Annotated in this window: 25 protein-coding genes; 4 read left to right on the top strand and 21 right to left on the bottom strand. The window is 68.6% G+C overall.

Annotated elements, in window-relative coordinates:
* Positions 1–6: 6 nt before the first annotated feature.
* Genes LZ199_RS26715 through LZ199_RS26660 form a run of 12 tightly spaced genes read right to left on the bottom strand, consistent with a single transcriptional unit; the run spans position 7 to position 10,275 of the window.
* A complete protein-coding gene (locus LZ199_RS26715) occupies positions 7–219 on the bottom strand; it encodes a hypothetical protein (RefSeq protein WP_253996593.1) in 213 nt (70 codons plus the stop codon).
* The gene (locus tag LZ199_RS26710; protein WP_253996592.1) at positions 216–1,967 is read right to left on the bottom strand and encodes a tail fiber domain-containing protein; all 1,752 of its coding nucleotides are present in this window, start codon (positions 1,965–1,967) and stop codon (positions 216–218) included. The genes LZ199_RS26715 and LZ199_RS26710 overlap by 4 nt, the downstream gene beginning before the upstream one ends.
* Complete coding sequence (locus LZ199_RS26705; RefSeq protein WP_253996591.1) at positions 1,964–3,358, bottom strand: hypothetical protein; 1,395 nt, start codon at positions 3,356–3,358, stop codon at positions 1,964–1,966. Before LZ199_RS26705 ends, LZ199_RS26710 begins: the two co-directional genes overlap by 4 nt.
* Entirely contained in the window at positions 3,355–4,935 is a 1,581-nt protein-coding gene (locus LZ199_RS26700; RefSeq protein ID WP_253996590.1) for a baseplate J/gp47 family protein, read from the bottom strand. Before LZ199_RS26700 ends, LZ199_RS26705 begins: the two co-directional genes overlap by 4 nt.
* A complete protein-coding gene (locus tag LZ199_RS26695; RefSeq protein WP_253996589.1) occupies positions 4,917–5,402 on the bottom strand; it encodes a hypothetical protein in 486 nt (161 codons plus the stop codon). The genes LZ199_RS26700 and LZ199_RS26695 overlap by 19 nt, the downstream gene beginning before the upstream one ends.
* Positions 5,403–5,450: 48 nt before the next feature.
* Positions 5,451–5,861 carry a GPW/gp25 family protein gene (locus LZ199_RS26690; RefSeq protein ID WP_253996588.1) on the bottom strand — a complete coding sequence of 137 codons (411 nt, stop codon included), beginning with the start codon at positions 5,859–5,861 and terminating at the stop codon, positions 5,451–5,453.
* The gene (locus LZ199_RS26685; protein WP_253996587.1) at positions 5,861–6,511 is read right to left on the bottom strand and encodes a hypothetical protein; all 651 of its coding nucleotides are present in this window, start codon (positions 6,509–6,511) and stop codon (positions 5,861–5,863) included. Before LZ199_RS26685 ends, LZ199_RS26690 begins: the two co-directional genes overlap by 1 nt.
* A 2-nt stretch (positions 6,512–6,513) precedes the next feature.
* A complete protein-coding gene (locus LZ199_RS26680) occupies positions 6,514–7,146 on the bottom strand; it encodes a phage baseplate assembly protein V (RefSeq protein ID WP_163867038.1) in 633 nt (210 codons plus the stop codon).
* On the bottom strand, positions 7,143–7,697 hold the full coding sequence (locus LZ199_RS26675) for a hypothetical protein (protein WP_253996586.1): 555 nt from the start codon (positions 7,695–7,697) through the stop codon (positions 7,143–7,145). The genes LZ199_RS26680 and LZ199_RS26675 overlap by 4 nt, the downstream gene beginning before the upstream one ends.
* Positions 7,694–8,578, bottom strand: coding sequence for a hypothetical protein (locus LZ199_RS26670; RefSeq protein ID WP_253996585.1), 885 nt, complete (start codon positions 8,576–8,578; stop codon positions 7,694–7,696). Before LZ199_RS26670 ends, LZ199_RS26675 begins: the two co-directional genes overlap by 4 nt.
* Before the next feature lies 1 nt (position 8,579).
* Entirely contained in the window at positions 8,580–9,608 is a 1,029-nt protein-coding gene (locus tag LZ199_RS26665; RefSeq protein WP_253996584.1) for a hypothetical protein, read from the bottom strand.
* A gap of 4 nt (positions 9,609–9,612) precedes the next feature.
* Complete coding sequence (locus LZ199_RS26660; protein WP_253996583.1) at positions 9,613–10,275, bottom strand: hypothetical protein; 663 nt, start codon at positions 10,273–10,275, stop codon at positions 9,613–9,615.
* Positions 10,276–10,648: 373 nt separating this feature from the next.
* Between LZ199_RS26660 and LZ199_RS26655 the strand changes: the two genes are divergently transcribed.
* Complete coding sequence (locus tag LZ199_RS26655) at positions 10,649–11,155, top strand: hypothetical protein (RefSeq protein WP_253996582.1); 507 nt, start codon at positions 10,649–10,651, stop codon at positions 11,153–11,155.
* Positions 11,156–11,303: 148 nt separating this feature from the next.
* Here the strand turns inward: LZ199_RS26655 and LZ199_RS26650 are convergent, their stop codons facing one another.
* The 9 genes from LZ199_RS26650 to LZ199_RS26610 form a co-directional block, all read right to left on the bottom strand.
* Complete coding sequence (locus tag LZ199_RS26650; protein WP_253996581.1) at positions 11,304–12,164, bottom strand: hypothetical protein; 861 nt, start codon at positions 12,162–12,164, stop codon at positions 11,304–11,306.
* 3 nt (positions 12,165–12,167) lie between these two features.
* Positions 12,168–12,557 carry a hypothetical protein gene (locus LZ199_RS26645; RefSeq protein WP_141640601.1) on the bottom strand — a complete coding sequence of 130 codons (390 nt, stop codon included), beginning with the start codon at positions 12,555–12,557 and terminating at the stop codon, positions 12,168–12,170.
* A 15-nt stretch (positions 12,558–12,572) separates the two neighbouring features.
* A complete protein-coding gene (locus tag LZ199_RS26640) occupies positions 12,573–13,841 on the bottom strand; it encodes a phage tail sheath C-terminal domain-containing protein (RefSeq protein ID WP_253996580.1) in 1,269 nt (422 codons plus the stop codon).
* 329 nt (positions 13,842–14,170) lie between these two features.
* Positions 14,171–14,677 carry a hypothetical protein gene (locus tag LZ199_RS26635; RefSeq protein ID WP_253996579.1) on the bottom strand — a complete coding sequence of 169 codons (507 nt, stop codon included), beginning with the start codon at positions 14,675–14,677 and terminating at the stop codon, positions 14,171–14,173.
* Positions 14,678–14,913: 236 nt separating this feature from the next.
* On the bottom strand, positions 14,914–16,455 hold the full coding sequence (locus LZ199_RS26630; RefSeq protein WP_253996578.1) for a DUF1501 domain-containing protein: 1,542 nt from the start codon (positions 16,453–16,455) through the stop codon (positions 14,914–14,916).
* A gap of 3 nt (positions 16,456–16,458) precedes the next feature.
* Positions 16,459–18,129 (bottom strand): DUF1800 domain-containing protein, encoded by a 1,671-nt coding sequence (locus tag LZ199_RS26625; RefSeq protein ID WP_253996577.1) that lies wholly within the window; start codon positions 18,127–18,129, stop codon positions 16,459–16,461.
* A 211-nt stretch (positions 18,130–18,340) separates the two neighbouring features.
* Positions 18,341–20,227 (bottom strand): carbohydrate binding domain-containing protein, encoded by a 1,887-nt coding sequence (locus LZ199_RS26620; RefSeq protein WP_253996576.1) that lies wholly within the window; start codon positions 20,225–20,227, stop codon positions 18,341–18,343.
* A gap of 168 nt (positions 20,228–20,395) precedes the next feature.
* Positions 20,396–20,956, bottom strand: coding sequence for a DUF3105 domain-containing protein (locus tag LZ199_RS26615; RefSeq protein ID WP_407667250.1), 561 nt, complete (start codon positions 20,954–20,956; stop codon positions 20,396–20,398).
* A gap of 6 nt (positions 20,957–20,962) precedes the next feature.
* Positions 20,963–22,201 (bottom strand): hypothetical protein, encoded by a 1,239-nt coding sequence (locus LZ199_RS26610; protein WP_253996574.1) that lies wholly within the window; start codon positions 22,199–22,201, stop codon positions 20,963–20,965.
* Positions 22,202–22,336: 135 nt separating this feature from the next.
* Between LZ199_RS26610 and LZ199_RS26605 the strand changes: the two genes are divergently transcribed.
* The 3 genes from LZ199_RS26605 to LZ199_RS26595 all read left to right on the top strand — a co-directional run bounded on the left by LZ199_RS26605 (position 22,337) and on the right by LZ199_RS26595 (position 26,687).
* The gene (locus LZ199_RS26605; RefSeq protein ID WP_253996573.1) at positions 22,337–24,169 is read left to right on the top strand and encodes a M2 family metallopeptidase; all 1,833 of its coding nucleotides are present in this window, start codon (positions 22,337–22,339) and stop codon (positions 24,167–24,169) included.
* A 117-nt stretch (positions 24,170–24,286) separates the two neighbouring features.
* Positions 24,287–24,490, top strand: coding sequence for a cold-shock protein (locus tag LZ199_RS26600; RefSeq protein WP_141640610.1), 204 nt, complete (start codon positions 24,287–24,289; stop codon positions 24,488–24,490).
* 37 nt (positions 24,491–24,527) lie between these two features.
* Positions 24,528–26,687, top strand: a complete 2,160-nt coding sequence (locus LZ199_RS26595) for a hypothetical protein (protein WP_253996572.1) — start codon at positions 24,528–24,530, stop codon at positions 26,685–26,687.
* Positions 26,688–26,707: the final 20 nt, after the last annotated feature.

Below are 26,707 nucleotides of genomic sequence, written 5' to 3'. Positions count from 1 at the left end.
GAGGAATCAGCGAGCGGCTTCCTTGATGTCCGTCACGGTGGCGGCGCCGCCCTCGGCCTTCGCGGGCAGCAGCTCCTGGAGCACCTGCATGGCGCCTTCGATTCGAAGCATCGTCTGCACCAGGTTCGAGCGCTTCGCCTCCAGCTCCGCCATCATCTTCTGTCCTGCTTCGTGCTCGGCCCGGAGTTCCGCGAGGCGCTTTTCAATCGCATCCATCATGACTTCAGCTCCTGGTTCTGGAGACGCTGTTCGAGCGCCGCCAATCGTTCGTCGTACTGCTGCTTGAGTTCCTTGAGGGCCGCGATGGCGAGCACGCTGAAGGCCTGGTGGGCCAGCCCCTTGATGACCTTGCCGCCCGCGGACTCCAGCTTCAGCTCGCTGACCAGCTCCGGGAACACCGTCTCCACCTCCTGCGCCACCAGGCCCAGGTTGAGGTCACCGGTGTTCTTCCAGTTGAAGCTCACCGGCCGCAGCGCCAGCACGCGCGGGAGGATGTCCTGGAGGGACGTGATGTTGTCCTTGAGCGACGCGTCGGACGGGCCACGCCAGATTCCGTCCTGCTGCATCCACTGGCCGTTGCCGTTGCTGTGGAACAGGTGGAACGTGCCCTGGCCCTCGAAGCAGATGTCCATGAAGCGGCCGGAGGTGTTCTCCTGGATGCGCAGACCCGAGTTGGACGCCTGCTGGAGGATGTGCAGCGGCGTGGACGGACGGGGCGTCCCGACGCCGACGAAGCCATTGACGAGCGTCATCCGCTCCGCGCCGGCCTGGTTGAAGATGATGGAGTCGCCCGGCTCGTTCGTGCAGGCGATGACCAGCCGGCCGTTCTCCTCCTCACCCGGCAGCGGGTTGGGCACGCGGTAGTAGCGGATGAAGGCCGCGTCACCCGTGCCGCCCCACGCGTCCTCGGGGAACTGGATGCCATTGCCCGGAGCGTTGCCGATGGAGGGCATGATGGCGCCGCTGACGCGCAGGCCGCCGCCCTGGATGTCCAGCCGCGCGCCCGGCGTCACGGTGCCGATGCCGACGCTGCCGTCCGCGCCCATCCACATCGTCTGGGTGCCGTTCACGCTGAAGGAGAACGCATTGCCCACGCGGGCGCCCACGTCCCAGAACAGGCCCGTGGCGACGCCGCCGCTCAAGCCGTAGCGGATGGACGCGCGGTTCTCCGTCTTGTGCCAGATGACGTGGGGGTTGTTGATCATCAGGCCCGTGCCACCGCCGGCGCCGATGGTCACCTGCGCCGCGCCGCTGCCCCAGTCCGTCGTCGTGTTCACCACGAACCTGTCGAACCCGGCGGCGGCCCCCGTGAGGCGGATGTCCAGCGCGCCCTGCGGGTCCGTCGTGTTGAGGCCCACGCTGCCGCCGGACTTGATGTGGATGCGCGGCGTGCCCAGGCCCGAGCCCGTGTCCGCGTCGCCTCCGTCCTCGGTGATTTGAAGGCCGGTGGCGGTGGCGCCCTGCTCACCGCGGAGCTGCCAGCTCTTGGCGCGGCTCCTCAGCACCAGCCCCGCGCCCTCCGTGCCGCCGGTGGTCCGGATGACGGCGCCAATGCCCCAGCCCGTGTCACCACCGCTGCGCAGCTCCAGGGGCGCGTTCTGGTTGCCGCTCCCCGGCGCCACCACGAGCAGCCGCTTGGTCCCCGCCGCCACTCCGATGCCGACGTTGGCATTCACCGACAGGGGGCCCGTGAGGCTGCCACCGGCGAGGGCCAGCTTCTGGGTGTCCAGGGTGCTCAGCTTGCTGGCCAGGTCCACGCCCCCCACGGACAGCGATACCGCCGCGTCCACCCGGCTCACCTTCAGCCAGGAGGTAGCGGAGATGCTGTCGCCATCCAGTTGCCGGCCGTCGTCGGCGCCGCGGTGGGTGTGCGCGCGAATCTCGTCGCGCGTCTTGATCTGCATGTTGTTCCAGGTGTCCGCCAGGATGGGGTCACCGGACTTCGCGGGGTAGAAGGGCTCACTCATGACTGGAACCTCGAGGTATCGAAGCGGGTCGCGGAGAAGACGCCGTCCCAGGCGAGCTTCTCCTGGGGTTCGGGGAACTGTTCGTGAAGCTCGATGCTGGAACCGAACGAGGTGAGCGCATCCTTCGACTCCAACGTCTCGGCGAAGGACGTGGTGACCTCCATCCGGAGGGGCCCCTCGCTCAGGACGAGCGTCTCGGACGGCAGGGGGAGCGTGAACTCGATGCGCGTGCGCACTCCGGCGCAGCGGCCGTACTCCAGTGCCGCCGCGAGCTCCTTCACGAGTCCGGGCAGCCCGGGCACCACCTGGTCCTCGTTGGGGACCTGGAGATGCGGTGGAACATGGTCGATGGGGATGCGCAGCGTGCAGGTCGCGGGCGTTATCTCCGTCCAGTCCAGGCGCAGGTCCGCGCGCGGCGTGTTCCGTTGAGGCAGGGCGTGTGCCATGGCGGCATCGCGCTCCTCGGTGGACCAGCTGGTCAGATAGGAGGCGACCTGGTTCCGGTCCAACGTGTCGTAGCGCCAGTGGTTCTCGCCCAGCACCAGGTCCGGGACGCGCTGGTTGTTCTCGAACACGGAGAAGCGGGCGTCGGGGGTGTCGAAGCGGGTGAGGACGCCCGGGTCCTCCAGGCTGGAGAAGCGGGTGGGGTGGGCCCGGATGACGGGATTCGCCACGGGGCTCCCGTCGATGAAGGCCGGTCGCTCATGCCGCAGGAGCAGCGTGGAGCCGAGGGGCACCCTGCCCAGGAAGATGAGGTCGAGCCCGGCCTGCTCGTGGCGGAGGATGGGCACGGCGATCTCCCGCTCCGTCGCCTTGAGGGAGATGGCCGGCGATGCGACCTTCAGCCCTCCATTGGCGGCGAGCACCCGCTGGCCACCGCTCACGTTGCGGAAGCTCGCGCTCGACGGCGTTGCCGGGTTGTCCTCCAGCTCGACGCGGATGGTCCGCCAGGTGCCGTCCATGCGCGGCACGGAGAAGAGGCCGACCGCCAGGTCTCCCTCCCAGAAGATCTCCGGAGGCTGCCGTGCCATGTAGACCAGGGACACCAGCCGGAGCAGCGCGGGCGCGGAGGCCATGCCGGTGCGGTGCAGCTCCACCACCGTGGCGACTCGCTGACGGAGGTATTCGGAGGACTCTCCCTGGCGAGGCAGCAAGCCGTAGAGCGCGGCGAGCCGCCCCAGCTCCGAGCCCTCCTTGGCCTCCAGTGAGTCCCCGACGGGGAAGCCCCGCGCGAGCGCATGCCAGCGCGAACGCATCAGCCGCGTCAGGCCTCCCTCCATCTGCTCCAGCTCGCGGGCGAGCGTGGAGAAGAAGAGGTTGATCTTCGTTCCAGACTGCAGAACGGGCGGGAGGTAGCCCACCATGCGACGGCTGCGTTGGTCCGCGCTCATCCGACACCCACCAGCTCTGCCCCGCTGAACAGCAGCCGGACGTCGGCCCGCACCGCGAGCTGGGTGACTTGAGCGGGCAAGGTGTTGACGGGCGTCTGCGCCACGACCAGGGACACGGTGAGGCCGGTCTCCAGGGTGACGTCGCAGCCCAGCAGCGCCTCGATGCGCGCCTGGGACCTCAGGCTCTGCTGCAAGGAGTCGAAGGTGAGCTTCGCCTCGCGACCCATCTGCGCGTCCTCGGAGAGCCGCGCCGCGTACACGTCCAGCGCGCCTCGCAGGGCCTCGCGCACCTGCTCCGGCGTGCGAGCCTCGCCACTGGACAGCGAGACGACCAGGCTCAGCCGCCACGTCGGCGCGCGCAGGCGGGTGATGCGCGGCGGCTTCAGATCCAGGTCGATGCGCGCGGCCTCCAGGGGCTCCATCTTCCAGTCGCGGTTGGCGCCGTACAGGCGGCTCCCCGACTCGAGCACGAGGACCTTCTGGAGGGAGGTCTCGGAGTCGGTGCCCCAGACAAACGTGTTCGCCTGCAGCTCACTCACGCGGCGCACCGCGGGGTTGCCGAAGAGGAGGGCCTCCAGCTTGCGGCGACTCACCGACGCGCCCACGGGCAGCTCACGCAGGTAGAGCGAGAGCGTCTGCTGGAGCTCGCGGCGGAGCCGGTCGAACGTCACCTCGTCCATCTCCGCGTCGGTGGGCTCCACCTGGAAGTCCAACTGGAAGAAGATGGTCTTCGCGTAGCGGATGCGGACGTGGATGCCGGCGGCCTTCGTCTTCTTGATGGCGGCCTCGACGCGGGCCACGCCCTCGACGTCCTCTTCGAAGTCGGTGTCACCGACGAGGACATCGACGACGCCGGGAGGCGCGTCCGCGGGCTCACGCACCGTGACTTGCTGCACGCCCTGCTGGCGCACAGCGGCGGCGATGGACTCCACCGTGCCCTTCTCACCATCTCGCAGCGCGGTGCGTGCGCGAGCGCGCAGGTTCTCGTCCGTCTCGTCGTCCGAGCCGCGCTGCAGGGGCGCGGGGTTGGTGACGGCCTCGATGCCCAGGATGGGCCTGGGCATCAGCGTCAGCCGGAAGGGATTGACGACGGGAGGCGACCCGGCGGCGGAGCCCGAGTCGTCCTGGATCTCCTGCACGGGGATGAGGACCCGCGTGTCGCCCTTGCGCAGGGTGGCGTCCTCGAGCGTCTCGAAGAGGGGGAGGGGCTTGCCGTCCGCCGCCAGGCCCGTCAACTGACGTCCCGCGGGAATGCCGATGTCCTCCGGCGCGGGAGCGGCGCGGCTGAGCTCCACCTCTCCGGTGAGGCGTCCGGCGCGTGCGCGCTTCAGGCCCAGCACGGCGACGACGTTGTCCAGCGCGGCGCCTTCCGCCGTGTCGAGGTAGCCGGAGCGGTGGGCCAGCTCCATCATGGCGTAGAAGGTCGCCATCTCCCGTGCATAGGCTTCGGCCAGGGTTCGCGCCATGCCGCCGGCGTTGGGGTCCGTTCCCGGCCCCATGTTCTCCAGCAGCCGTTCGACGATGGCGCTGAAGGTGGTTGTCTCGGGAGGGATGAGGCTCAAAAGGAGATCTCCCACGTCATGTTCATGATCATGTTGGAGCCGCGATTGACCTCCTCGAAGCGGACCCGGTTGAAGAGGATCTTCGTGTTCTCCCCCAGGGTGACCTGGATGCCGGCCTCGGTGAGCGGCTGCACCGTGGCATCGGTGAGGGCGGGCAGGGTGGCCGCCACCTTGGCGCGCACCAGGCTGGGGTTGTCGCCCTGGTCGATGACCTCCACCCTGGGCGCCGGGTCCACGGCCTCGGCCGCCAGGTCCTGCAGCGCGATGTCATCCGTGGACGGCGCCGCGGTGCCCGTGCCCACGACGATGGACCAGTTGACGGGCAGCCCGTTGACCCGACCCATCAGCAGCTCGGCCACCAACCGCTTGCCCGCGGTGGTGATGAGGTTGGGGACCCGACGGCGCTCCATCAGCGAGCCATCCAGGTTGAGCAGCTCGAGGGTCAGCACTCCGTTCATGCCCTGCTTTTCCTTGCCGTTCATCACGCTCTCCCGAAGTCGTGTCCGTACCCGTTGCCCACGCCGCCGCGCTCAACCCAGGTCGAGCGCCAGTCCCAACTCCACCGCTTCACCGGTGATGGCCTTGATGCGGGCTCGCACATCCACCGCGCCCGGCACATCCGGCCGGGCCGTGACGCTCAGCTGCGTCACCTCGTCCACGCGAGGGTCTTCCTTGATGGCCTGCCGCACGTAGCGGCGCAGCAGATCCAGATTGGCGCGGTCCATCGGCTCGCCGATGAGGTCCGCCACGCGGCTGCCGTAGCGCTGGTGGCCCAGCTGCTCCAGGTGTCCCCGGTAGACGATGAGCCGCATCGTCAGGGCCTGGATGAGGTTGTCCTTGCCGCTCACCGTCGTCGCGCCGGTGTCGGTGGACCAGTCCAGGTCCACTCCGCCTGATTCGCTGAACTTCAGGCGCAGGTCCGTCTTGAGCTCGTCCGCCATCAGAGCAACCTCCCCGGGCCCGCCGTCGCCCCGGGCGAGCTGGGAATGCCCGGGGACACCTTGAGGCGCGTCATCATCTGCGTGAGCGCGTTGGACAGCGTCTCGGCCATGGCGCCCGCGAGGTCCGGCGCGTTCTCGCCCCGGATGCCACCGGCCATCAGGAAGCCCAACGCAATCGGCTGGAGCATGGGCTTGGCGGGAGCGGCGCCCATGAGGCTGCCGGGCGACGACGTCACGAAGCCCGCGATGGCGATTCCCGGCGCCACCATCACCTGCGTGGTGAAGAGGATGAGGGCCTGCTCCACGGTCTGCGCAATCGCCTTCGCCAGCGCGTCGCGCTGCTCGCCGTTGATCTTGTTCGACGCGAGCAGCCCCTTGGCGATGGGCTCTATCTGCGACGCCCCGGGGCCCCCGGCGGGCGGAGGCAGCATCATCCCGGGCCCGGCGGTGCTGCCCGCGCCCGGAGGCGGTGGCGCGGCGGCGGGGATTCCCGGCGTCACCATGGCCATGGAGGCGAAGAGCGTGAAGGCCTGACCGCAGGCATCACCGAGCGCGGTGGCCAGGTCCGGGGCGTTCTCTCCCCGGAGGCTCGCGGACTGCATCGCGCTCTTCGCCAGGGCGCCTATTTCGCTTCCGCTCGGTGCAGGCATGGTTACTTGGCCTTCACGTCCTTGGAGCCCTTGAGCGGAGCGCCGGTGAAGTAGCACTTGTGGCTCATCTCGGTGATGACGCCACTGCCTCCCTTGCCCAGGTCGATCTTCCCGGACGCGTCCACCGTGCAGTCCGTGCACTTGAGCTGCACGTTGCCTTCCACCTCCAGCGTCAGGTCCGTCTTGCCCTTGATGGTGATGACGTCGTCCTGCTTCACCGTCACCACCGTCTCGCCGGCGGTGATGACCACCGACTGCTCCTGGTCGATGGCGATGGACGTCTTGCCATTCGGAGGCGAGACGACGCGCCACTCGTCCGCCTCGTGGATGGGCGGGTTGAGCTTGTCCGAGTACAGGCGTCCGGTGATGACCGGGCGGTTGGGGTCGCCATTCAGATATGTGATGACGACGAGGTCTCCGGCGTGCGGCGCGCTCACCATGCCGATGTGCGGCGTGGCGATGGGGACGCGGCGCAGCTCCAGGCCGCTCTCGCGCAGCTTCACGTGGCACTCGTGGTTGTTCGCGTCGCCGTCCGCGTGCGGGAAGGCGCTCGTCACCACGCCCAGGTCGCCCAGGCGCAGCGAGGCCAGCTCGTCCCGGATGATGGAGCGGATGATGGTGACCAGGTCGCTCACGTCAGGCCTCCCGCGAGCAGCGGCATCGTTCCAGCGCCCAGCGAGGGGGCGGGCGTCGTGGCCGGCGGCGCGGCGAGCAGCGCCTCACCGAGCGCCTTGAGCGTCGCCTTGACGGCGATGACGGACTCGCGAAGGGACGCGAGGGACTGCTTGGGCAGATAGCCCTGGAGGATGACGACGGCGCCGGCGCGCAGCTTCTCGAGGACCAGGTGCGCCGCGTGGGCCGCGCCGGCGAGCGGGGCGAGCGCCTCCATGCCCATGTCGCGCATCTCCTGCTCGGACTTGTCGCCAATGGCCTTCAGGCCATCCAGCGCGGGAGTCAGTTGCTCCAGCAGGTCGGGGATGGCCGCGACCTGCTCCAGCTTGGCGATCCACCCGATGATGAGCTCCAGCGCGCTGCCCAGCGCGTCCACGCCCACCTTCACGGGGGCGCCGATGCCGAACCTGCGCACCAGGCTGACGATGGCGTTCACCGTGTCCGTCTTGAGCAGGTTGTCCACGGCGATGACGAGTCGGGTGATGCTGTCGACGATATCGGCGGTCGTGCTCACGGAAGGTTCTCCAAGTCCTTGAAGGGCCCGAGCGGATCGAAACTTCCGATGGCCGAGCCCAGGGCGCCGGCCTCCTTGCCCACGGCCTGGAGCTTCGCGAGGAAGTCTCCGGCGCCAGCGATGCCCTTGACGATGTCGAGCGCGGCGCCCAGGTCCAGGCCCGTCATCTGCTCCAGGATGTTGATGCCCTCGGTGGCGAGCTTCTCGATGAACTCGCCCAGGCTGCCGGCCTGACTGAGCGACTGCACGAAGCCGATGATGGCGCCGGGGTTCACCTTGCCGAGCGCGCCCATCAGGCTCCCGAAGCTCTTGCCCGACAGCGAGCCCTTGGTGCCGTTGACCACCGAGCCCAGCTCATCTGGCGACAGGTGGCTGAGCAGGTCCGGGTTCTCGCCGACGGCGTCCATCAGCGACTCGGGGTTCTGGAGCACGCCCGCGGCGTCCGTGGAGCCCTTGGCCCAGGACTGCGCATCGTCCGCCACCGCGTCGTTCACCGCGCCGACGCCCGCGTCCTGGGTGGCGGGGGGCTCGACGTACTCCTTGACGCGCAGGAAGAAGCTGAAGCGGTTCTGGTGGCCGGCGAGCTGACGGACCTGGAAGTCCGCGATGAGCACGTCGGTGAGGTCCGCGCCGGCGATGGCGTCCGAGGCGAACGACATCGGCGTCGCCTTCATCTGCGCCTGTCGCAGCTCCTCCAATGCGGCCTGCGGGTCGTCGCCGAGCAGCAGGCCTTCCATGACGACGGTGACGGGCTCGCGGCCCAGGTCCTGGAAGACGCTGCCGGATTGACCGGGCACGCGCTGCTGCACGAGGTTGCGCGCGTCCTCGGTGTAGATCTGCGTGAGCCCGATGAGCTCGATTTTTCCGATACGGACGGGCATGTCAGAGTTCCATCCGGGTGGTGAAGCCCGTGAGGGCATTCAGGGTGTGACGCACCGAGCGGACGCGGAGCACCTTCCCGGACAGCAGGGCCTCCACGGGGTGGCCCTCCGGGATGTCGTCCACCTTCACGAGGTCGCCAGGCTTCACGGCCGGCGCCCCCAGCACTTCGATGAAGCCATGCAGCGGACGGGCGGCCAGCGCGCCCACGCGGGCCTTGGCTTGCGCGGACGCATCCGCTCCAGCGCGGACCGAGCCGTCCTTCACCTCGCGCGAGCTCTTGCCCGTGGAGCCCGCCTGCACCTTGCCGGTGGTGCCCAGCGCGGCCTTGCCATGGATGGAGGCCAGGTCGTCCACCAGCCAGTGCGCCTTCTTCTCGCCCTGGGAGCTGGCGGCGCCTTCGCCCCAGACCTCGAAGCCGTCGATGGCGGGCAGCGGCTTCGCCACCTGCGTGCGCAGCACCTGCGAGTCGTAGACGAAGGTGTGGTCCGCGCCGCCCTGCTTGGGCGCCGTGAAGTGCACCTTGCCCTGGCCGTCCGTGAAGACGTCGAAGCCGCTCTGCTCCGCGAGCCGGAGGATGTGCCGCAGGGCGCGCGGGCCGCGGTGGAGCACGTAGCTGGGGAAGGTGGGGCCGTCGTCGATGGTGCCCGGCGTGCCGCCCGCCTTGTTCACCAGCTCGCGGACGATGGAGCCGGCGGACATCTGCTCATAGGCGCCCGACACGTCCAGCCGCGCGAGCTTCGCCAGGGCGTCTCCGCCCAGGACGAGGGACGTATCCGTGGAGCCTCGGGCTTCCAGCACCACGCCGGTGAAGACGGTGACGGCGCCGTTGCCGCCATCCATTTCGATGGTCGTCTTGTCGCCCGGCGTGGGGAGGCCCGCGTCGGAGGGCACCAGCTCCACGGTGCACCGGCCGCCCGCGCCGTCCATGGTCAGCTCGCTGGTGATGGAGCGGATGAAGGCCTGCCCCTGGCGGGCCTTGTTGGAGGCGCGGAGCGAGCCGATGGTCACGGAGTATCCGATGCCGGCCATGGGCTCAGACCTCCAGTCCGTGACGGCGTGCCGTCTCGCGAAGGATGTCCACCAGCGTGTCTTCCAGCGTGCGCCGGTCCATGCCCGACGTCGCCGTGTCAGTGCCCACCTGCACGTTCACGTTGAACGTGTTGCGGACCGCCGCGTTGGCGCCGGAGTCCGCGCTGGGAGGAGTCGTCGTGGAGTGTGAGGAACGGTCGATGGTGAGGGACGCGTGCGTGAGCTGCTGCGCTCGTTCGAGCACGGGCGTCACGCCCTGGTTGACCTGCCGCGCGACCTGCGACGTGGCCAGCGACGCAGGAGGCACCGCGCGCTCCGGCTCGGGCGACGACGAGGGAGCCACGGGCTCGGGCGGGGTGAAGGTGAGCCGGGCCTTGGGCCGTGAACCCGAGGGCGCGATGGGGCGCACCACGGGCGTCGTCGTCACGGCCTCGGACGGAGCGCGAGCCGCGGTGGGCGTCGTCGAGGCGGCGGTAGGTGCGTGGACCGCGGCCGGCGTCGCGGACAGCACGCGCAGGACGGGGAGCACTGGCGCGACGCTCGTGTGCGCCTCGTCGGTGGCTTCGGCCGGAGATTCGGGGAGCCGCGGCGTGGCGCCCGTCGAGGTGACGTTCTCGTAGCGCGCCCACTGCACGGCTTCCGGAGCGTCGTGGCGAGGGACGTTCAAGTGAGCGTCCGCGAGGCGTGCGGTAGGCGGACTGACACGCTGATGCGCGGGGCCGCCCTCGGTTGCCGGAGCCTCGGAGGGAGGCGGCAACGGCCGCATCAGTCGGACGACTTTTTTCTGAAGCGGTCGTGGCTCCGAGGACTTGACGGAGACGCGGAGCCCGGAGGCCGCATCGTTGCTCGTGGAGACAGGTTCCACGAGAGCGCTGTTCGGTGACGGCGCGGGCGCCATTTCAGCGGTGTGACTCGAAGCAGGCGCGACCCTCTCCGGCGACTCCGAACGTCGCGAGGCGCCCGCCGAGAAGTCCGAGGGCAACGAGGACGCGTGCCGCGCGCCCGTCTCGGGCCACGTCGGATGGAGCGCTTGAGCGCTCGTGGCGCTCGTGTCGGCCGCGTGCACCAGTCCCGCGTCGCGCGGGTCGCTGGCCGAAGACCGTCCGATGCTCTTCCAGGAAGGAGCCTCGTCGCTGGCCAAGGGCCGCCCGATGCTCTTCGAGGAAGGCGCCACCTCGCTGGTCGAGAGGGGGGCGATGCTCTTCGTGGAAGGCGTCACTTCGCTGGCCGAGAGGGGCGCGATGCTCGTCGTGGAGCGTGCCAGTTCGTCGGACGAGGACATCCCGGAGCGGCTCTTGGACGCAGCCAGGTCGCGAGGCGATGCGGCCCACTCCTCGGGCGCACGGCTCACGGACGCACTGACCTCGGAAGCGCGCGGGGAACTCGGCGTGACGGGGATGGGCGAGGACGAGACGGACCTGGGCGAGGTGTCGGCGGGAGCCAGGGAGGCACCGACAGACCCAGGCCGAACCAGCGGCGAGAGCAGCCCCGAGGCAGCATGGCCATGCGAAGCCGGGGCCCGCGTCTCCTCCACGGAAGGTCCCTGAGCGGCGTGAGAGGACTCTTCACGCGAGTCAGCGTCCCGCGCCTGAGCGGGCAGCTTGACGCCGAGCTGTCGAGCGACACCTTCGAGTGCCCGAAACGCCGGGCGGGCGAGTCGCGAGGTCAGCTCCGAGGTGGTGAACGTCGTGCGCATCAGTCGTCCTCCACCTGAATGACCACCGCGTCGGGAAAGTCGGAGAGTCCCCTCGGCCTCGGAGTCGGGGCCGGGGTGGGAGCACGGGGCTCCGTGAGCTGCAACATCGCGAGCAACCGGTCCACCTCGGCGGCGGGAGTGGCCCACACCTGGGAAGGCGTCCACCCCAGGGCACGACAGAGTTTCAACGTCACTTCCGCGAGGACGCGGGACTCCGTGTCGGAGGCCTGCAGGGTGCGGTCTTCAGCGCGCTCGTCCCCCGCGTTGAGCGCGACCACGGCCTCCAGCAGCGCGGCGGTGCTCGCCCCATCCAGCGACTCCAGCGGCGTGGAGGGAAGCCGCTCCACGACGGACACGGAGAGCATCGAGCGCAGGTAGCGCTCCAGGCTCAGCTCCTTCGAGCCATCCGGCTGTGAGGTCAGGCTGTCCTCGAGCGCCCGGGAGCGCTCGGAGAACGTCCAGGGCCGCAGCCGGGCCATCACGTCACCCGCCTGCACCCAACCCGGTGGCGGCGTCCCGGGCGAAGGCTCCTTCGCCCCACCCACGGCCCACCACAGCGCGAGCGGTGCCAGCTCCGCGTGGAGCGACTCCGGCACCCCCGAGTTCCGCAGCACATCGAAGGCGAAGCCCTCCGTATCGAAGGCCAGGCCCGCGCCATCCAGCCGCGCGTGGAGGTCGAGCGCCCGCAGATGCGCCTCGAAGCTCCAAGGATGGAGTGCGAGACGCTCGCCGGTGGAGCACTCCACCTCCAGCGCCCCGGAGCTGACTCCGGGGTGGAGGTGGAAGGTCCGGCCGTCGATCTCCAGGGAGATCGGCGCCGCACCGGACTCCGTGCGTGAGCTGGCGGGCGCCTCCCTCACGGCCTACTCCTCGCGGATGCGCGTCGCCGTGAAGGCGTACGTCGTGGCGGCGCTGCCGTGCGCGTCCATCTGGAACGACTTGCCCTCGACGAAGCAGTCGTCGAAGGACAGGGTGCGCGTGTCGTCCGTGCCCTCGGTGCGCTTGAGGTTCGCCACGAGCTGGAACTTGCCGCGCTCGGAGAGCAGGGTGTCCAGCTTCACGGCCGCGGAGCGGATGACCAGCTCACCGATGACGGTGCGCAGGCCGAAGATGACGTCGACGCGCTCGTTGGAGCCGATGGCGCGGATGTCCTCGCGCTCGGTGACCACACGGAATGCGATGGATTGGAGGCCGTCCACGGCCTCTCCGTCGACGAGGATGCTGCTACGGTTGGCTGAGAATACCGTTGGCATCGGTGCGTTCCCTCATCAGACCTGGACCGTGATGGTCGCGTAGATGTAATCAATGGCGCGCACGGGTCTGACGGCCATGTTGACCCTGACGATTCCGAGCGCGAAGTCCGCCTGCGAGGAATAGACCTCCACCTTGAAGGCGGGATCCTTCCCGTCGGTGGAGGGGACGATGGCGCCGTCCTTCTGCATCTGCACCAGCGCCTCCACCAGCTTCTGCTTCAGGGCACTGCGCCCGTCGGCGTTGTTGAGCAACCCGATGAACAGGTCACCCACCATCTTCAACGTGCGCACCGCGCGGTCCGCCACGCGGCGGACGTTGATCTGGTCGCCGTCCGTCGTCAGCCCGCGCACCACGATGGTGCCCCGGCCACGCTCCGTGACGACGGGGACCGTGAAGGCTCGCAACAGCGCCTTCTGGTCCTCCACGCTCACCAGCGTCTCGTTCAGGCCGGAGACGCGCTTGAACGTGGGCGACTGGTGCGGCGCCAGGCTTCCCACCAGGCCGGCGACAGCGCCCACCGTGCCGTGGGGCGCCACGAGCACGAACCTGTCACTGACCAGGTTGGAGGCGAGCTGGGCGTTCTCCACCAGCGTCCCGGCGGGCGGAACCTGCCCGAAGCCGAGTCGACCCTTGCTCTCGCCGCTCAGCGTGTTGCAGTGGCTGATGACGTCGCCGTAGATGCGCGTGAGCTTGGCCCGGTCGGAGAAGTCCTGCACCGCCGCGAGCACCAGGTCCACGTCCGGCTGGTCCTTCAGCCGGCCCAGCGCCGTGGCGTAGTCGTCCGGCGTGGCGTCCTTGCCCGTGGCGAGCGTGTACGTACCCGCGGTGGGCCAGCCCACGCCCTTCGTGGTGTCCACCTTGATGAACGACGAGGTGTCCAGCGTCGAGGTCAGCGACGCCGAGTTCACGTTGCGCAGCACCTCCACCGAACCGCTGGCGGGGTGGGTGACCTCCACGTCGAACGACACCGTCAGGTCGATGTTGTTCCGGTAGGTGACCTTCAGCGTGATTCCGTTGGCCCACAGGCCCGGAGCTCGCGCCATGAAGGTCGCGCCGAACTTGTCGCCCACGTGCCCCGGCGGATACTTGCTGTTGTCGGCCGCGACGGCGATCGACGCGGTGGCGCCCGCGGTGGCGGGGAGGGGCGAAATCACCAGCTCGGAGACGCCATTGTCCAACGCCTGGCGCGCCTCCGGGAGGCTGTAGGCGCTCGCGCGCCCGGCCACCTCGAGGAAGCGAGACCAGCTGCTGGCGCGGACGACCGTGCCGTTGGCTGACTCCAAGAAGCCTGTGATTCCAAGAACCCCAGACGGTGCAAGCTGTTGGGGCAACACTTCCTTGACGACCGTGACCTGGACACCAGGAATGATGAGACCTGTGGCCATACGCTCCCCGACCCTCGCATGCGAGGGGGTGGAAAACCCTGCTCCGGGTGCAGGTTCCCTGGACCGCGTACCTGGGCTCACGCCCACCCCTGGCGGGGCACGGTCCTATTCATAGACAATGGATTGAGAAAAGCGTGCGCAGGGCCGTGACGACACGCTGAATACACTGGCGGCGAGCCAAGACGCCCGCGACACACCAGCAGCTGTGACAGACGACTGGGGTTGAATCAGGGATTGGTGGCGGGAATCTGCACACCCGTCTTGCGCAGCGCGGCGATGGTGGCGGCCGCCAGCGTGGAGACCTCGCCGATGATCGCCTTGCCCACGTTGAGCAGCAGGTCGACGATGGCGACGATGTGCTCGACGCCCGCTCCCACGAAGTCGACGATGATGTTCAGGAAGCGCTGTCCCGTCAGCGCCAGGTTCCGCGCGGAGTCAGGCAGCAAGTCCAACGTGGAGTTCACCAGGTCTCGCCCCGCCTCAAGCACGTCCTTGATGGAGGTGACGACCTGCGGGTCCATCAGCGGCTTGATGAGCCCTTCGACTTGTTTGAGCACCGAGCTCAGCACGTTGCGTACCGGCGTCCAGATGACGGCAATCTTGTCGGTGATGGACTTGAAACCCGTACCGCTCACGGCCAGATACAGTTTGTACAACGCCTGCTCGACCTGGATGGCGATATTGTCCACCGTGGCCAGGGCGTCGGAAACGTTCGTCGCTGCGTCGGCTGCCATGGAATGTCCCCCTCAAGTGAAAATGAGTGCGCCCATGCGAAACATGAACGCATGCGCACAGTATGTTAGCGAACACACCGGTTTCAAGGGTTTATCAGGTAGGGCCCGAAACAACGGAAGGGCCCTACCATTTTCGGGCTGTCATTGTTGACACCGGAGTGGGGTGACGCACGAGGTCGAGGGGCGCGGGGTCGATGAAGGTGAAAGTGATCCCGCGCCCCTCTGAGAACCGCGGCTCAGGGGTCCGACAGGAGGAACGGAATCCGGTAGGAGCGTGCGGCGGCGGGGAAGCCCCCGGAGGTCGCCGCGGCGACGTAGCCGGTCAGGTTGGGGAAGGCGTGGTCGCGATCAGCCTGGCCCCCCAGTCCCAGCCACGACGCCAGGGTGAAGCCGTATTGGTCCACGGAGAGTGAAGGCAACCAGCGGCCCTTGGCGTCGACGGAGTCCAGGTTGTTCATGGCGCCGGCGGACAGGTCCAGGTTGGGGTAGGTGCCGTGGAGGCGGCGGCCCTGGACACGGTCTCCCAGGACGATGGCGTGGCTGCCCCAGCCGTGGTCGGAGCCCTTGTCTGAGTTTTCAGCCAGCGTCCGTCCGAAGTCGCTCATGGTGAAGAGCGTGGCCTGGGGAGGATTCGCGCCGAAGAGGCCCTCTGTCTTCAGGCGGGTCATCGCCTCCTGGAAGGCGTTCAGCGCGAAGTCGACCTGGAGGAGCAAGGCGTTCTGCGTGGCCTCCTGGCCCACGTGCGTGTCGAAGCCGCCGAGCCCCACGGAGAACATCTGGCGGCGCACGCCGAGCCCACCGCTCGCGGACGGTGCCGCGCCGGCGATGAGGTCCCTGACCACTTGAAAGAGCTGCTTGGGAAGCGTCCAGCCCGACGTGCCCTGCGGCGGGGCGAAGCGGCTCTCGATGTACTGCTGCGTCGCCAGCGGCAGCGCCTCCCACGCGGCCTGTCGCGCGGCGGCGCGCGCGGCGGAGAACGTCTGCGCGGTGGTGAAGACGCCGCCATAGGACGCCTCCAGCGTGACGTTGTTGTGGACGGCCACCACGTCCGCGAGCGCCTCCGAGCGCAGGGTGTTGAAGGCCCCGTCGTTCGTCCCCCTCATCTCGAGGATTCCCGAGGACGACACCATCATCGCCTGTCGCTCGGCGCCCGTGGTGTAGAGGGCCTTGCCGCCGAAGGACGTCACCTCCGGGTAGTCGCCGGGGTTGAGCGTGTGGAGGCGGTCGGCGGTGCGTCCGCCCCAGCCGGTGGCCTTGCCCTCGAGCTCCGGAGGCAGGTCCACGGAGGAGGGGTTGGAGATGCCGCTGGCCCAGGCGTCCTGCTGGTCGCTGTGCGAGAAGAGGTTGTCGGGCCGGGGCACGTTGCCCAACTCGTAGTTCACCTTTCGCATGGGCAGGGTGAGCGGCCCCACGTTGCAGACGAAGGCCGCGCGCTCCTGCTCGAACAGCGCCTGGAGCTTCTCCAGCGAGGGATGGAGCCCATAGGCGCCTGGAGCCATGCCCACGGGGTTGATGGGCCGCAGTTCGTTCAGGGGGATGCCGAGCGTGTCCCGCGCGTCGAGGTACAGCCCGTGGTTGATGCTGTCCCGGGGAACGAGGACGTTGTTGGTGTCATTGCCGCCCAGCAGGAAGACACACACCGTCGCGCGGTAGCCGGCATAGCCAGACAGCGTCGCGGCGGCGGCGTTTCCCAGCCAGCCGGGCATGGGAGATGAGACCGCCAGATATCCCAGGCCCAGCGAGGTGCCACGGAGGAATTGTCGTCGTGAGAAGCTCATGGGCTACCTCTGGATCTGGAATTCGGGGGCGAGAGACGTGAGGTAGACGGCGAGCTTCTTCCTGCGCTGGGTGTCGCCGGCATCCGGGTGGGAGATGGCGTTGAGGACGATGTCCTGCAGCTCCGTGGACATGGTGCCGTGCAGCCAGTAGCGATTGAGCCATTGCACCAGGCTGCTGGAGTTGGCGGGCAGGATGTCCAGGTCGATGAGGACGCCGTCGCTGGCCGTGGCGCCGCCGAAGAGCAGGTCATGCGTGACGTTGGCTCGCGCGGTGATGGTGGCCGTGTCCAGGATGGCGAACTCGGGACCGAGCAGTCCTCCGCCGCCCGGGGCGGGTGCGTTGGGCGGGTAGTAGCTGAAGACAGATGGCGGACGGGGCACGGACTGGCCCATGGACTCGCTCCAGCCGCTCAGGAGCTCTCCGGGGTTCAGCCCGCCCGACGTGTCGAGTGTTCCCTTCAGGCCCCGGACGAGCGTGGTGACGTGGAGCGTCGGCGAGCGCAGGTGGCCGAACGTCGCGAGCTGCGCGGCGGGAGGCACGGGGCCTCGGGCCTCGTCGTGTTGGAGGATTCCGCGGACCACCGCTCGCAGGTCTCCCCGGACGCCGCTGCCGTTGTTCTTGAAGATGTTGACCACGTCCTGCACGTACTCGGGGCTGGGGTTGCTGGTGACCAGGTGCTGGATGAGCTGCTTGCAGACGAACGGCGGCAGGCTCGGGTCGTCGAAGACATTGTCGAGCGCTTCCTTCAGGTGCTGGCGAGGCGTGCCGTTGGGGGTGGTCCACACGCCTCGGAGCAGCTCCTTCGACGTCCTGTCGTGGTTCACCACGCAGTCCATCATCGGCGCCGCGTATGTCGGCGGGTTCGTGCGGCCGATGACGGGGCAGGTGGGGGCGTCATAGGTCCACCCGGAGAGGGTGTGGGCGAACGCCTGGACCTGCGCCTCGGTGTACGTGGGCGTCGTCCGGCCCTGGTTGTCGAGCAGCGGGGTGCCGTCCTCCTTCAGCTTGTGGAGGCCGAGCGTGAAGAGCTGGAGCATCTCCCGCGCGTAGTTCTCGTTGGGCTCGATGGGCTGGCCGTTGGGCTTGAAGGCCCGGTTGTTGGCCATGTCCAGGTACGTGCCCATGGCGGGGTGCAGCGTCACGTCCTCCAGGAGCTGGCGGAAGTTGCCGAACGAGCGCTGGGACAGGAGGTTGAGATAGCTGGCCATCGCCACGCGCGGCTCGGACTCCGGCGTGGACATGAGATTCGGGATGCCATTCTGGGAGACGACGAGAATCTGGCTCAGCGCGAAGGCCACCCGCAGCCGGAGCTGATCCTGTCCATGGATGGCATGGACGAAGAACTGCGAGCCCAGGTCCTGGGTCGCCAGGCCGTCGAAGGTGGAGCGCGGCGCGGCGATCTGGTCGGTGATGGCCTGACGGATGCCCACCGCCATGACGTGCTCGACGGTGTCGATGGGCGGCGTCGGAGCGCCAAAGGACTGCCGGGGGCCGAAGGTCGCCTGCTCCAGGAATCGCAGGGCGTTGGGTTCGGTGGGCGTTTCGAGTGGCTCGGCGCGTTGCTCCTGTTGTCCTGGCGCGTCGAGGGAGGGGGTGTGGGGTGTGGGTGGGCCCTCGTCGGGTGCGCATGCGGCCACGCACACGGCGAGGGTCAGAGTGAGGCGTCGAATCATCCGGAGGTGCTCCTTCAGTTGGTTCGCGAAGGGGGAAAAGACTCCCCCAAGGGTCGAAACACTGAAGTCCGGAAATAGTTGCGCTCCCCGGTGCGAATTCCGGAACGGCTGAATGGATGAGGTCGAGTGGAGAGGGAAGACAACCGGGGCCGGGAGCGAGCGCGCGGTGGGGGAGCTCACCACCGGGCCCGGCTCCTCGGCCCCGCGAGGACTACCAGGTGATGCCGTCCAGGTGGACGGTGCCCGTCCAGCCGCTGTTCGTCGTGAACTCGACGCCGAGCTGGTAGAGCGGCGTGGTGCTGTTGGAGGGCAGGGTCACCGTTACGGTGTTCCAAGTCCCCGGCTTGAGGCTGCTCATCGCCGTCCACTTCCCGGTGTATCGCCAGTCGCCTGTCTCACCTTCCAGCGCGAAGGGCTGGAGGGCGGTGATGCCGCTACCGCTGGGAATCCAGACGCGGAACGTCACGGTGCCAGCACGAGGAACCGGGGCGGTGCGGACGGAGACGACGCCCGTGCCCGCGGTTCCGCTGAAGGGCACCGCGAGGGAGCGCGTCCCCTCATGGGCCCGCGCGGTGGAGGAGGTCGCGGCCTTGACGGGGGCGCCCGAGGACGACCAGCCCTCGGTGCCGGACTCGAAGCCGTAGCCGCGCGTCGTGCCACCGCCGCCGTCGGGAGTCCCCGCGTCGGTGCCGCCCGAGCCGGCGTCGCGAGTGCCGGCGTCGGCACCTGCGTCGCGAGTGCCGCCATCCACGCCAGCATCCCGGGGGCCTCCATCCGGACCCGCGTCGGTGCCACCACCGGTGCCGCCATCGGTGCCCGCGTCGGTGCCGCCGCCTCCACCGCCAGGAAGCGTCGTGCCCGTGGCGGGCAGGGTCAATCCGCCCGCGAGGAGGAACGGCGAGGCGCGCGTCTTGAGATACGGCTGTCCATCCGAGCCCAGGTCATTCGGATACGAACTCTGTCCGCCCGCGCCCGCGCCGAAGAGGAGCGCGATGACGCCCGTGTTGGCGAACTTGCGGCGGTGGGCATCGCCGCTCGCGCCGAAGAAATACTCGGTGCGGTTGTCGCGGTAGCCCGCGCGAGCGCTGCCGTCGTTGTTGATGTTGCGGTGCTGGGAGTTGCCGAGCGGAATCTGCCAGAGCACCCAGCGCTTGCCGGAGGTCTGGTTCATCAACGTCAGCCATTGCGCGTAGCGGTTGAAGGAGCGCGAGGAGATGGAGGCGTTGTCGCTGGCGTCCCACCAGACGTCCTGGGCGCGCGTCAGCTTGTAGAAGTCCGCGTCCCTGTCCAGCGGGTCTCCGACGAGCACGTCATACGTGGCGCCCGTCGAGTTGGCGCCGAGGCCCAGGGGCTTGAGGAAGTTGACGACCTTGTCCACCTCTGGCTGGAGCGGGTCGGTGACGGAGCAGCATGAGATGTCCTTGCCGCTGGCCCAGGCGGAGATGTGGATGCCGAGGATGACGTTGTTGGCCCCCACGGACTTGCGGAGCTGGAGGAAGGCGAGGCCCCAGCCCGCGACGGTGTTGGGGAGGCTCGCCAGCTCGGGCATGCCCGTGGCCGCGACGGCGGCATACGCGTTGGGGTTGGAGTTCGTATAGAACTGGAGGAGCCCCACCGCGTCCGGCTCCACGAGGAGCAGCACCGGCCGGCCGAACTCCTTCGCGCGCTGGAGCAGGACCTTCAGGTCGCCGAAGTAGCTCTTCATCGTCGTGGCGTTCTGCACCTTGGCGAGTGACTCGCTCTCACCGCCTCCGGGCTCGGCGAACAGCTGGTAGAACACGGGCGCGGGGATGAAGCCCTGGGTCCTGGACTCATCGAGGAAGGTCTTTCCCCAGCTGCCATCGGGCTGTCCCCAGCCCCAGTTGTCCACCCAGCCCTTGGTGAAATAGCGGTAGCGCACGTCCCAGGGGACGCCGCTGTCTCGCATCCAGTTCTGGCCTGCCTCCTCGAAGAGTCCCACGGCGAGGCGATTGGGCATGCCCGTGGGAACAGGGCCCTTCACGCCGGGCGGTTGTGATTGGGCGAGCGCGGGTGACACGGTGACTGTCATCCACGCCACGGCCAGCAGGGCGAGGTTTCGTCGGAGCGTTGGTTTCATGCCCCTGACTACAAATGGCTGGCAGCCGACATACCGATTGCCCGCACCCAACGTCGGGACGCCCGCCCTCCCTGCAGGAGGACGAGCCCTCGCATTCGAGTCACCTGCCCTGAGTGAAACTTGCTGGAGCCGCGCCAGGGCCCCGAGCGAGGAGTCATGCGCCGGGTTTCACGGGCCCGGGCAGGCAAGGCCAGGCTCGGGAGCGTCCGAGTCCTGGTGAGCCAGGAGGCAGCGAAGGGCCTCCGGGTCCACGGTGTCCGCCAGGTACGTGCGTCGCCACAGCAACGCGGCCACGCGCTGGGGCATCTGCGGGTCCTGCGCCACCAGGGCTCGACGGACGCCGTTGGCGCCGGTGGGCACGCTGGCCGCGGCGGCTTCGAGCTTCGCCACCTCGTCGGGACATCCGTCGGGGCAGTTGTAGAGGAACACCGCGTGCCCGTGCTCCAGGTTGTGGACGTAGAGACAGCGAGACACGGGCTCGCTGTAGATTCCACAGCGCGCGACGTTGCCGCAGTGCGGGCCGGAGTTCGGAGGATTCTCGCCGTTGCCGCAGACCGGGCTGTCACAGACGGCCAGGTGGCCGGACGACGTCTGCGCGGAGAGCGGGAAGCTGTACTGCTCGCAGCCGCGAGGCTCCGGGTCATCCGAGGAGTCGCACGCGGACAGCGACACGAGCGCGAGGAGCGAAGGAAGCACGAGGGCGTGTTTGAGTGGCACGGCCCTCGTCATATCCCATCAGCCAGGGAACGCGCCTCGGCGCTCCACGTCTTGTGCGCGCAGCCCTGGCAGGCCAATGGCCTCCGCGAAGCGAACGAAGTCAGGCTGGGACAAGCTCCCACCCGTGGCGTGGGCGTGGCCCGCTTCGAGCACCTCTCCCAGCGCGGATGGCGCCAGTTCGCGAAGGAAATCCAGCGGCTCGTGGGTCGCCTGGCTGCGCAGCGCGAAGTCCACGCGCCCGGGCAGGTAGCCCGTGTTGGCCGCGATGACCAGGTGCTCGGGAAGGCGCTGTGCCCACCTCACGGCCACCAGGGGATGCACCAGGGCCTCGGAGCTGAACAGCAGGAGCGCCACGCTCGTCGCGATGCGCGGAGGTGTCTTCGCGCAGCGCTCGACCTCCCGACGCACTTCCAGGCGGCAGTCGCGCAGCTCGTCCACGCCGGGCACGCGTCCCTCGGCGACATCCTTCGCGTTCCTCGCGCGCAGGAGGACCTCCAACGCTCTAGGGGCGGCGAAGCGCGCGGAGCGTCGCGCGGCGTTCATCAGGGACACCGCCTCCACCACGGCCTTGCGGTTCGCGCGTCGCAGCGCGTCCTTGAGGAACGGCACGGACGCATCGGGGCCCAACGCGCCCACCGTGCCGAGCACCGCGAGCCACTCCAGCGGTCCAGGTACGACGAGGGGTGACACGAGCACGTAGGTGAGCAGGCTGGTGCTGACGCTGGGGTCCTGGCCGGGTGCGGTGAGGAGACAGGTCTCGGCAGGAGGCAGGTCGGCCTGGTGAGGCGCTACGACGAGCGTGGGAACCGAGGGCAGGAGGGGCGCTGCTCGGCTGCCCGTGTCGAGCAGGACCAGGGCTTCGGGCGAAGCGGCGCGGACGCGTTCCAGGAACCCCGGCGACTGAGCAAGCTCTCCCTTCGCGGGCACGCGGAGGGAGCCCGTGGCCCCCAGGGTCTTCAAGGCGTGGGCCATGAGGACACCCGAGGCGAGCCCATCCACCTCAGCGTGCGGCGCGACCAGCACCCGCCTCGCGCGCTGCTGCTCCAGGAAGTGGCGGGCCGCGCGCAAGGCTTCCTCGGAGGCGGGCCAGCGGAGGTCCTTCGTGTGTCCGAGCAGCATGCCTTCAATGCTGTAACGCGGCCCCTGCGCTCGGGAGGGAGAGGGCAGGGGCCTCGCCTGCTCCACGAGCGGGCCCGACGGGGGCGGGCGGTTCTCCCGGCGCGACGCTCGCGTCAGCGTCTGTCGTTGCATCGCCATGAGGGCGGTGGCTGTTTTCGCGTTGCGTCACCTGGAAGACGTCTCAGGACGCCGACGTGGTGGGACGGGAGCGCGAGTGCCGCAGGCCTACTTTCCTAGATGTCATCGGCCGGCGGTTCCTCTACGGTCCGCCCCATGAAACGGACCCGACTTCCGCAGTCGTTGTTGCGTTCGGCCCTCGCGGCCATGGTGTTGACCGCCGTCCCCGGTTTCGCCCAGGCGCCCGCCGCCAAGGCCACGCCCGAGGAGGCGAAGCAGTTCGCCGAGAAGGTGAACGCGGACCTCAAGCGGCTGTGGACGAAGCAGGCCACCGCCGAGTGGATCAAGTCCACGTACATCACCGACGACACCGAGCGGAACGCCGCCTACGTCAACGAAGAGGTGCTCGGCTACGTCAACGGCGCCATCAAGGACTCGCGCCGCTTCGACGGCTTGAAGCTCGACGCGGACACCGCGCGAATGCTGCACCTGTTGCGCGTGTCGCAGGCGCTGCCGGCGCCCTCGGACGCCAAGAAGCGCGCGGAGCTGGCGACGACGGCCGCGAAGCTGGAGGGCATCTACGGCAAGGGCAAGTACTGCGGCCCCGACGGCAAGGGCGAGTGCCGCGACCTGGAGGTGCTGTCCGACGTCATGGCGGAGAGCCGCGACTACAACGCGCTGCTGGATGCGTGGCAGGGCTGGCACTCCATCTCCAAGCCCATGCGTCCGCTCTACCAGCAGCTGGTGAGCATCTCCAACGACGGCGCGAAGGACATCGGCTTCAACGACCTGGGCACGCTGTGGCGCTCCGGCTACGACATGCAGCCCGCCGAGTTCGAGAAGGAGGCCCAGCGCCTGTGGGGCCAGGTGAAGCCGCTGTATGACGACCTGCACTGCTACGTGCGCGGCCGGCTGGCCAAGCAGTACGGCGCGGACAAGGTGCCCTCGGGCAAGCCGATTCCGGCGCACCTGTTGGGCAACATGTGGGCGCAGGAGTGGAACAACATCTATCCGCTGGTGGAGCCGTTCCCCGGTCAGGCCAGCCTGGACGTGGACTCCGCGCTGAAGACGCAGGGCTACGAGCCGCTGAAGATGGTGCGCCTGGGTGAGAAGTTCTTCACCTCGCTGGGACTCAAGCCGCTGCCGGAGACGTTCTTCGAGCGCTCCCAGTTCACCAAGCCCAAGGACCGCGAGGTCGTCTGCCACGCCAGCGCCTGGGACGTGACGTACGAGAACGACCTGCGCATCAAGATGTGCATCAAGCCCACGGAGGAGGACCTCGTCACCATCCACCATGAGCTGGGTCACAACTACTACTACACCTACTATTACAACCTGCCCGTGCTGTATCAGGCCGGCGCGAACGACGGCTTCCACGAGGCGATTGGCGACGCGCTGACGCTGTCGATCACCCCCGCCTATCTCCAGCAGATTGGCCTGCTGAAGGAAGTGGCGAAGAACGACAAGAACCTCATCAACCTCCAGATGAAGGACGCGCTGGAGAAGGTGGCGTTCCTGCCCTTCGGCCTGCTGGTGGACCAGTGGCGCTGGGAGGTCTTCTCCGGCCGCGTGAAGCCGGCGGACTACAACAAGTCCTGGTGGACGCTGCGGCAGAAGTACCAGGGCGTGGCGGCGCCGGTGGCGCGCTCCGAGCAGGACTTCGACCCGGGCGCCAAGTACCACGTGCCGGCGAACGTCCCGTACACGCGCTACTTCCTGGCCCGCATCCTCCAGTTCCAGTTCCACAAGGCGCTGTGTGAGGCGGCGGGTCACAAGGGCCCCCTCCACGAGTGCTCCATCTATGGCAACAAGGAGGCCGGAAAGCGGCTCCAGGCGATGCTGGAATTGGGCGCGAGCAAGCCCTGGCCGGACGCGCTCCAGGTGGTGACGGGAACGCGCAAGATGGATGCGACTCCACTGCTGGATTACTTCAGCCCGCTGCGTCAGTGGTTGAAGGCCCAGAACAAGGGTCAGAAGTGCGGCTGGTAGCGCGCTGAAGTGGACTTCCCGGGGAAAGGACGTCTAGATTCCCCGGGTCCTTTAGGGTTCGCTCGGTAGGACCGGACGGCGGATTTTCGCGTCCGTGACGAAAGAAGAAGAGATCGAATGGCTACTGGTACCGTGAAGTGGTTCAACGATGCGAAGGGCTTTGGCTTCATCACCCAGGACGGCGGTGGTGAGGACGTGTTCTGCCACCACACCGCCATCAACATGGATGGCTTCCGCACCCTTCAGGAGGGGCAGAAGGTGGAGTTCGAAGTCGCCCGTGGCCCGAAGGGTCTGCAGGCGCAGAACGTCCGCGCTGGCTGATTCCTGGCGTCGTTTGTAACGACTTCCTGGATGCATCATGAGGGTCCGGCCTGCCAAGGTCGGGCCCTTCGTGCTTTCTGGAGCCCTCATGTCCTCTCCGAAGCCGCGTCTCGTTTCCGCCGTCTGTTCCTGGCCCCTGGTGTTGGCATTGGGCTGTGCCACGACCCAGCCGTCGTCCTCGTCGGCCCAAGCCCCGGTGGAGGCCCGCGCCATGAAGCCCGCGTACGACGTGTCCGCCGTGAAGGCGGAGCTGGTGGCGAAGCATGGCGAGGCGTCGCGCGCGCGCATCGAGCGGGGCGTGGCGCAGGTGGCCTTGCAATGGAGGGCGGAGGACGGGGACCTGGCCGCCTTCGTGCGCGAGCAGTTCGTGTCGGACGCGCGGGTGTTGGACGCGACGTTCGCCCGGCTGGAGCGGCTGTTCGAGCAGCTGGATGGGCACATGCTGGAGCTGGGCCGCGAGACGCAGTGGTACACGGATCTGGACCTGGGGCCGCTGTTGCCGGTGGAGCCGCTGGTGGCCGCGTATGACCCGGCCGCGCACGTCGCCGAGGACCTGTTCCGCGCGAAGGTCGCCTTCGTGGTGCTGCTCAACTTCCCGCTGACGACGCTGGCGGAGCGCACGGAGAAGGGCCCCACGTGGACGCGCAGGCAGTGGGCGGAGGCGCGGCTGGCCGGACGCTTCGCCATGCGGGTGCCCGCGGAGATTGAGCAGGAGTCCTCACAAGCGGTGGCGGCGGCGAACCTCTACATCGCCGAGTACAACGTGTGGATGCACCACCTGGTGGACGAGCGCGGCGAGCGGCTCTTCCCGAAGGGGCTGCGGCTCATCAGTCATTGGAACCTGCGCGACGAGCTGAAGGCGGACTACGCGGACCCGCGAGGGCGCGAGAAGCAGCGCATGATTGTCCAGGTGATGGAGCGCATCATCACCCAGACGATTCCGGCGGCTGTCATCGACAACCCGAGGCTGGACTGGAACCCGTACACCAACGTCGTGACGGTGGCTCCGGCGGACACGGTGGAGGCGGACGCGCCGTCGAAGGAAGCGAAGGCGGACGCGACGCGTGAGCAGGACGTGCGCTATGCGCGGCTGCTCGCGATCTTCCAGGCCGTGCGCAAGGCGGATGCATACGTGCCGGTGGCGCCCACGCGCATCGCCCGGGCCTTCGAGCTGGGGCGCGAGCTGCCCGAGGCGCGGGTGAAGGCGCTGCTGACGCAGGTGCTGGAGTCTCCGCTGGTGCCGCGCGTGGCGAAGGAGATGGAGTCACGGCTGGGCCGGAAGCTGGAGCCGCAGGATGTCTGGTACGCGGGGTTCAAGCCGGGGGCGCAGCGGCCGGAGTCGGAGCTGGATGCGCTGACGCGCAAGCGCTACCCGAGCGCGGAGTCGTTCGCGAAGGACCTGCCTCGCATCCTTCGTGGCATGGGGTTCAGCGCGCAGAAGGCGGACTGGCTCGCGGAGCACATCCGCGTGGATGCCTCGCGAGGCGCGGGACATGCCCAGCAGGCGATGCGCCGGGGAGACTTCCCTCGGCTGCGCACGCGCGTCGAGAAGGAGGGCATGAGCTACAAGGGCTACAACATCGCGGTGCACGAGCTGGGGCACAACGTGGAGCAGGCCTTTGGCCTCTACGGCGTGGACCATACGTTGCTCACGGGCGTGCCCAACAACGCCTTCACGGAGGCGCTGGCCTTCGTGTTCCAGGCGAGGGACTTGGAGCTGCTGGGCTTGGGCAAGCCGGATGCGGCCAGCGAGCGGGAGCGGGTGCTCGGAGACTTCTGGCAGACGTGGGAGCGCTCGGGCATCGCGATGGTGGACATGGGTGTGTGGCATTGGCTGTACGCGCATCCGGAGGCCACCGCGGCGGAGCTGCGCGAGGCGGTGGTGTCCATCTCCCGCGACGTGTGGGCCCGCTACTTCGCGCCGGTGCTGGGAGGCGAGGGCACCACGCTGCTCGCCGTCTACAGCCACATGATCAGCTATCCGCTGTACCTGCCGGACTATCCGCTGGGGCACCTCATCGCGTTCCAGATTGAAGAGCACCTGTCGCGCAAGGGCCCGCTGGGCGCGGAGTTCGAGCGGATGGCGACGTATGGCTCGGTGACGCCGGACGTGTGGATGACGCATGCGACGGGCGCGCCGGTGAGCGCGGAGCCGTTGCTGCGCGCCACGGAGGCCGCGCTGAAGGCAAAGCCGTAGGCCCCGGCGGTGGTAGTCTG

Source organism: Myxococcus qinghaiensis (assembly GCF_024198215.1).
Classification (GTDB): Bacteria; Myxococcota; Myxococcia; order Myxococcales; family Myxococcaceae; genus Myxococcus; species Myxococcus qinghaiensis.
This window is presented reverse-complemented; position numbering and strand designations above follow the sequence as displayed.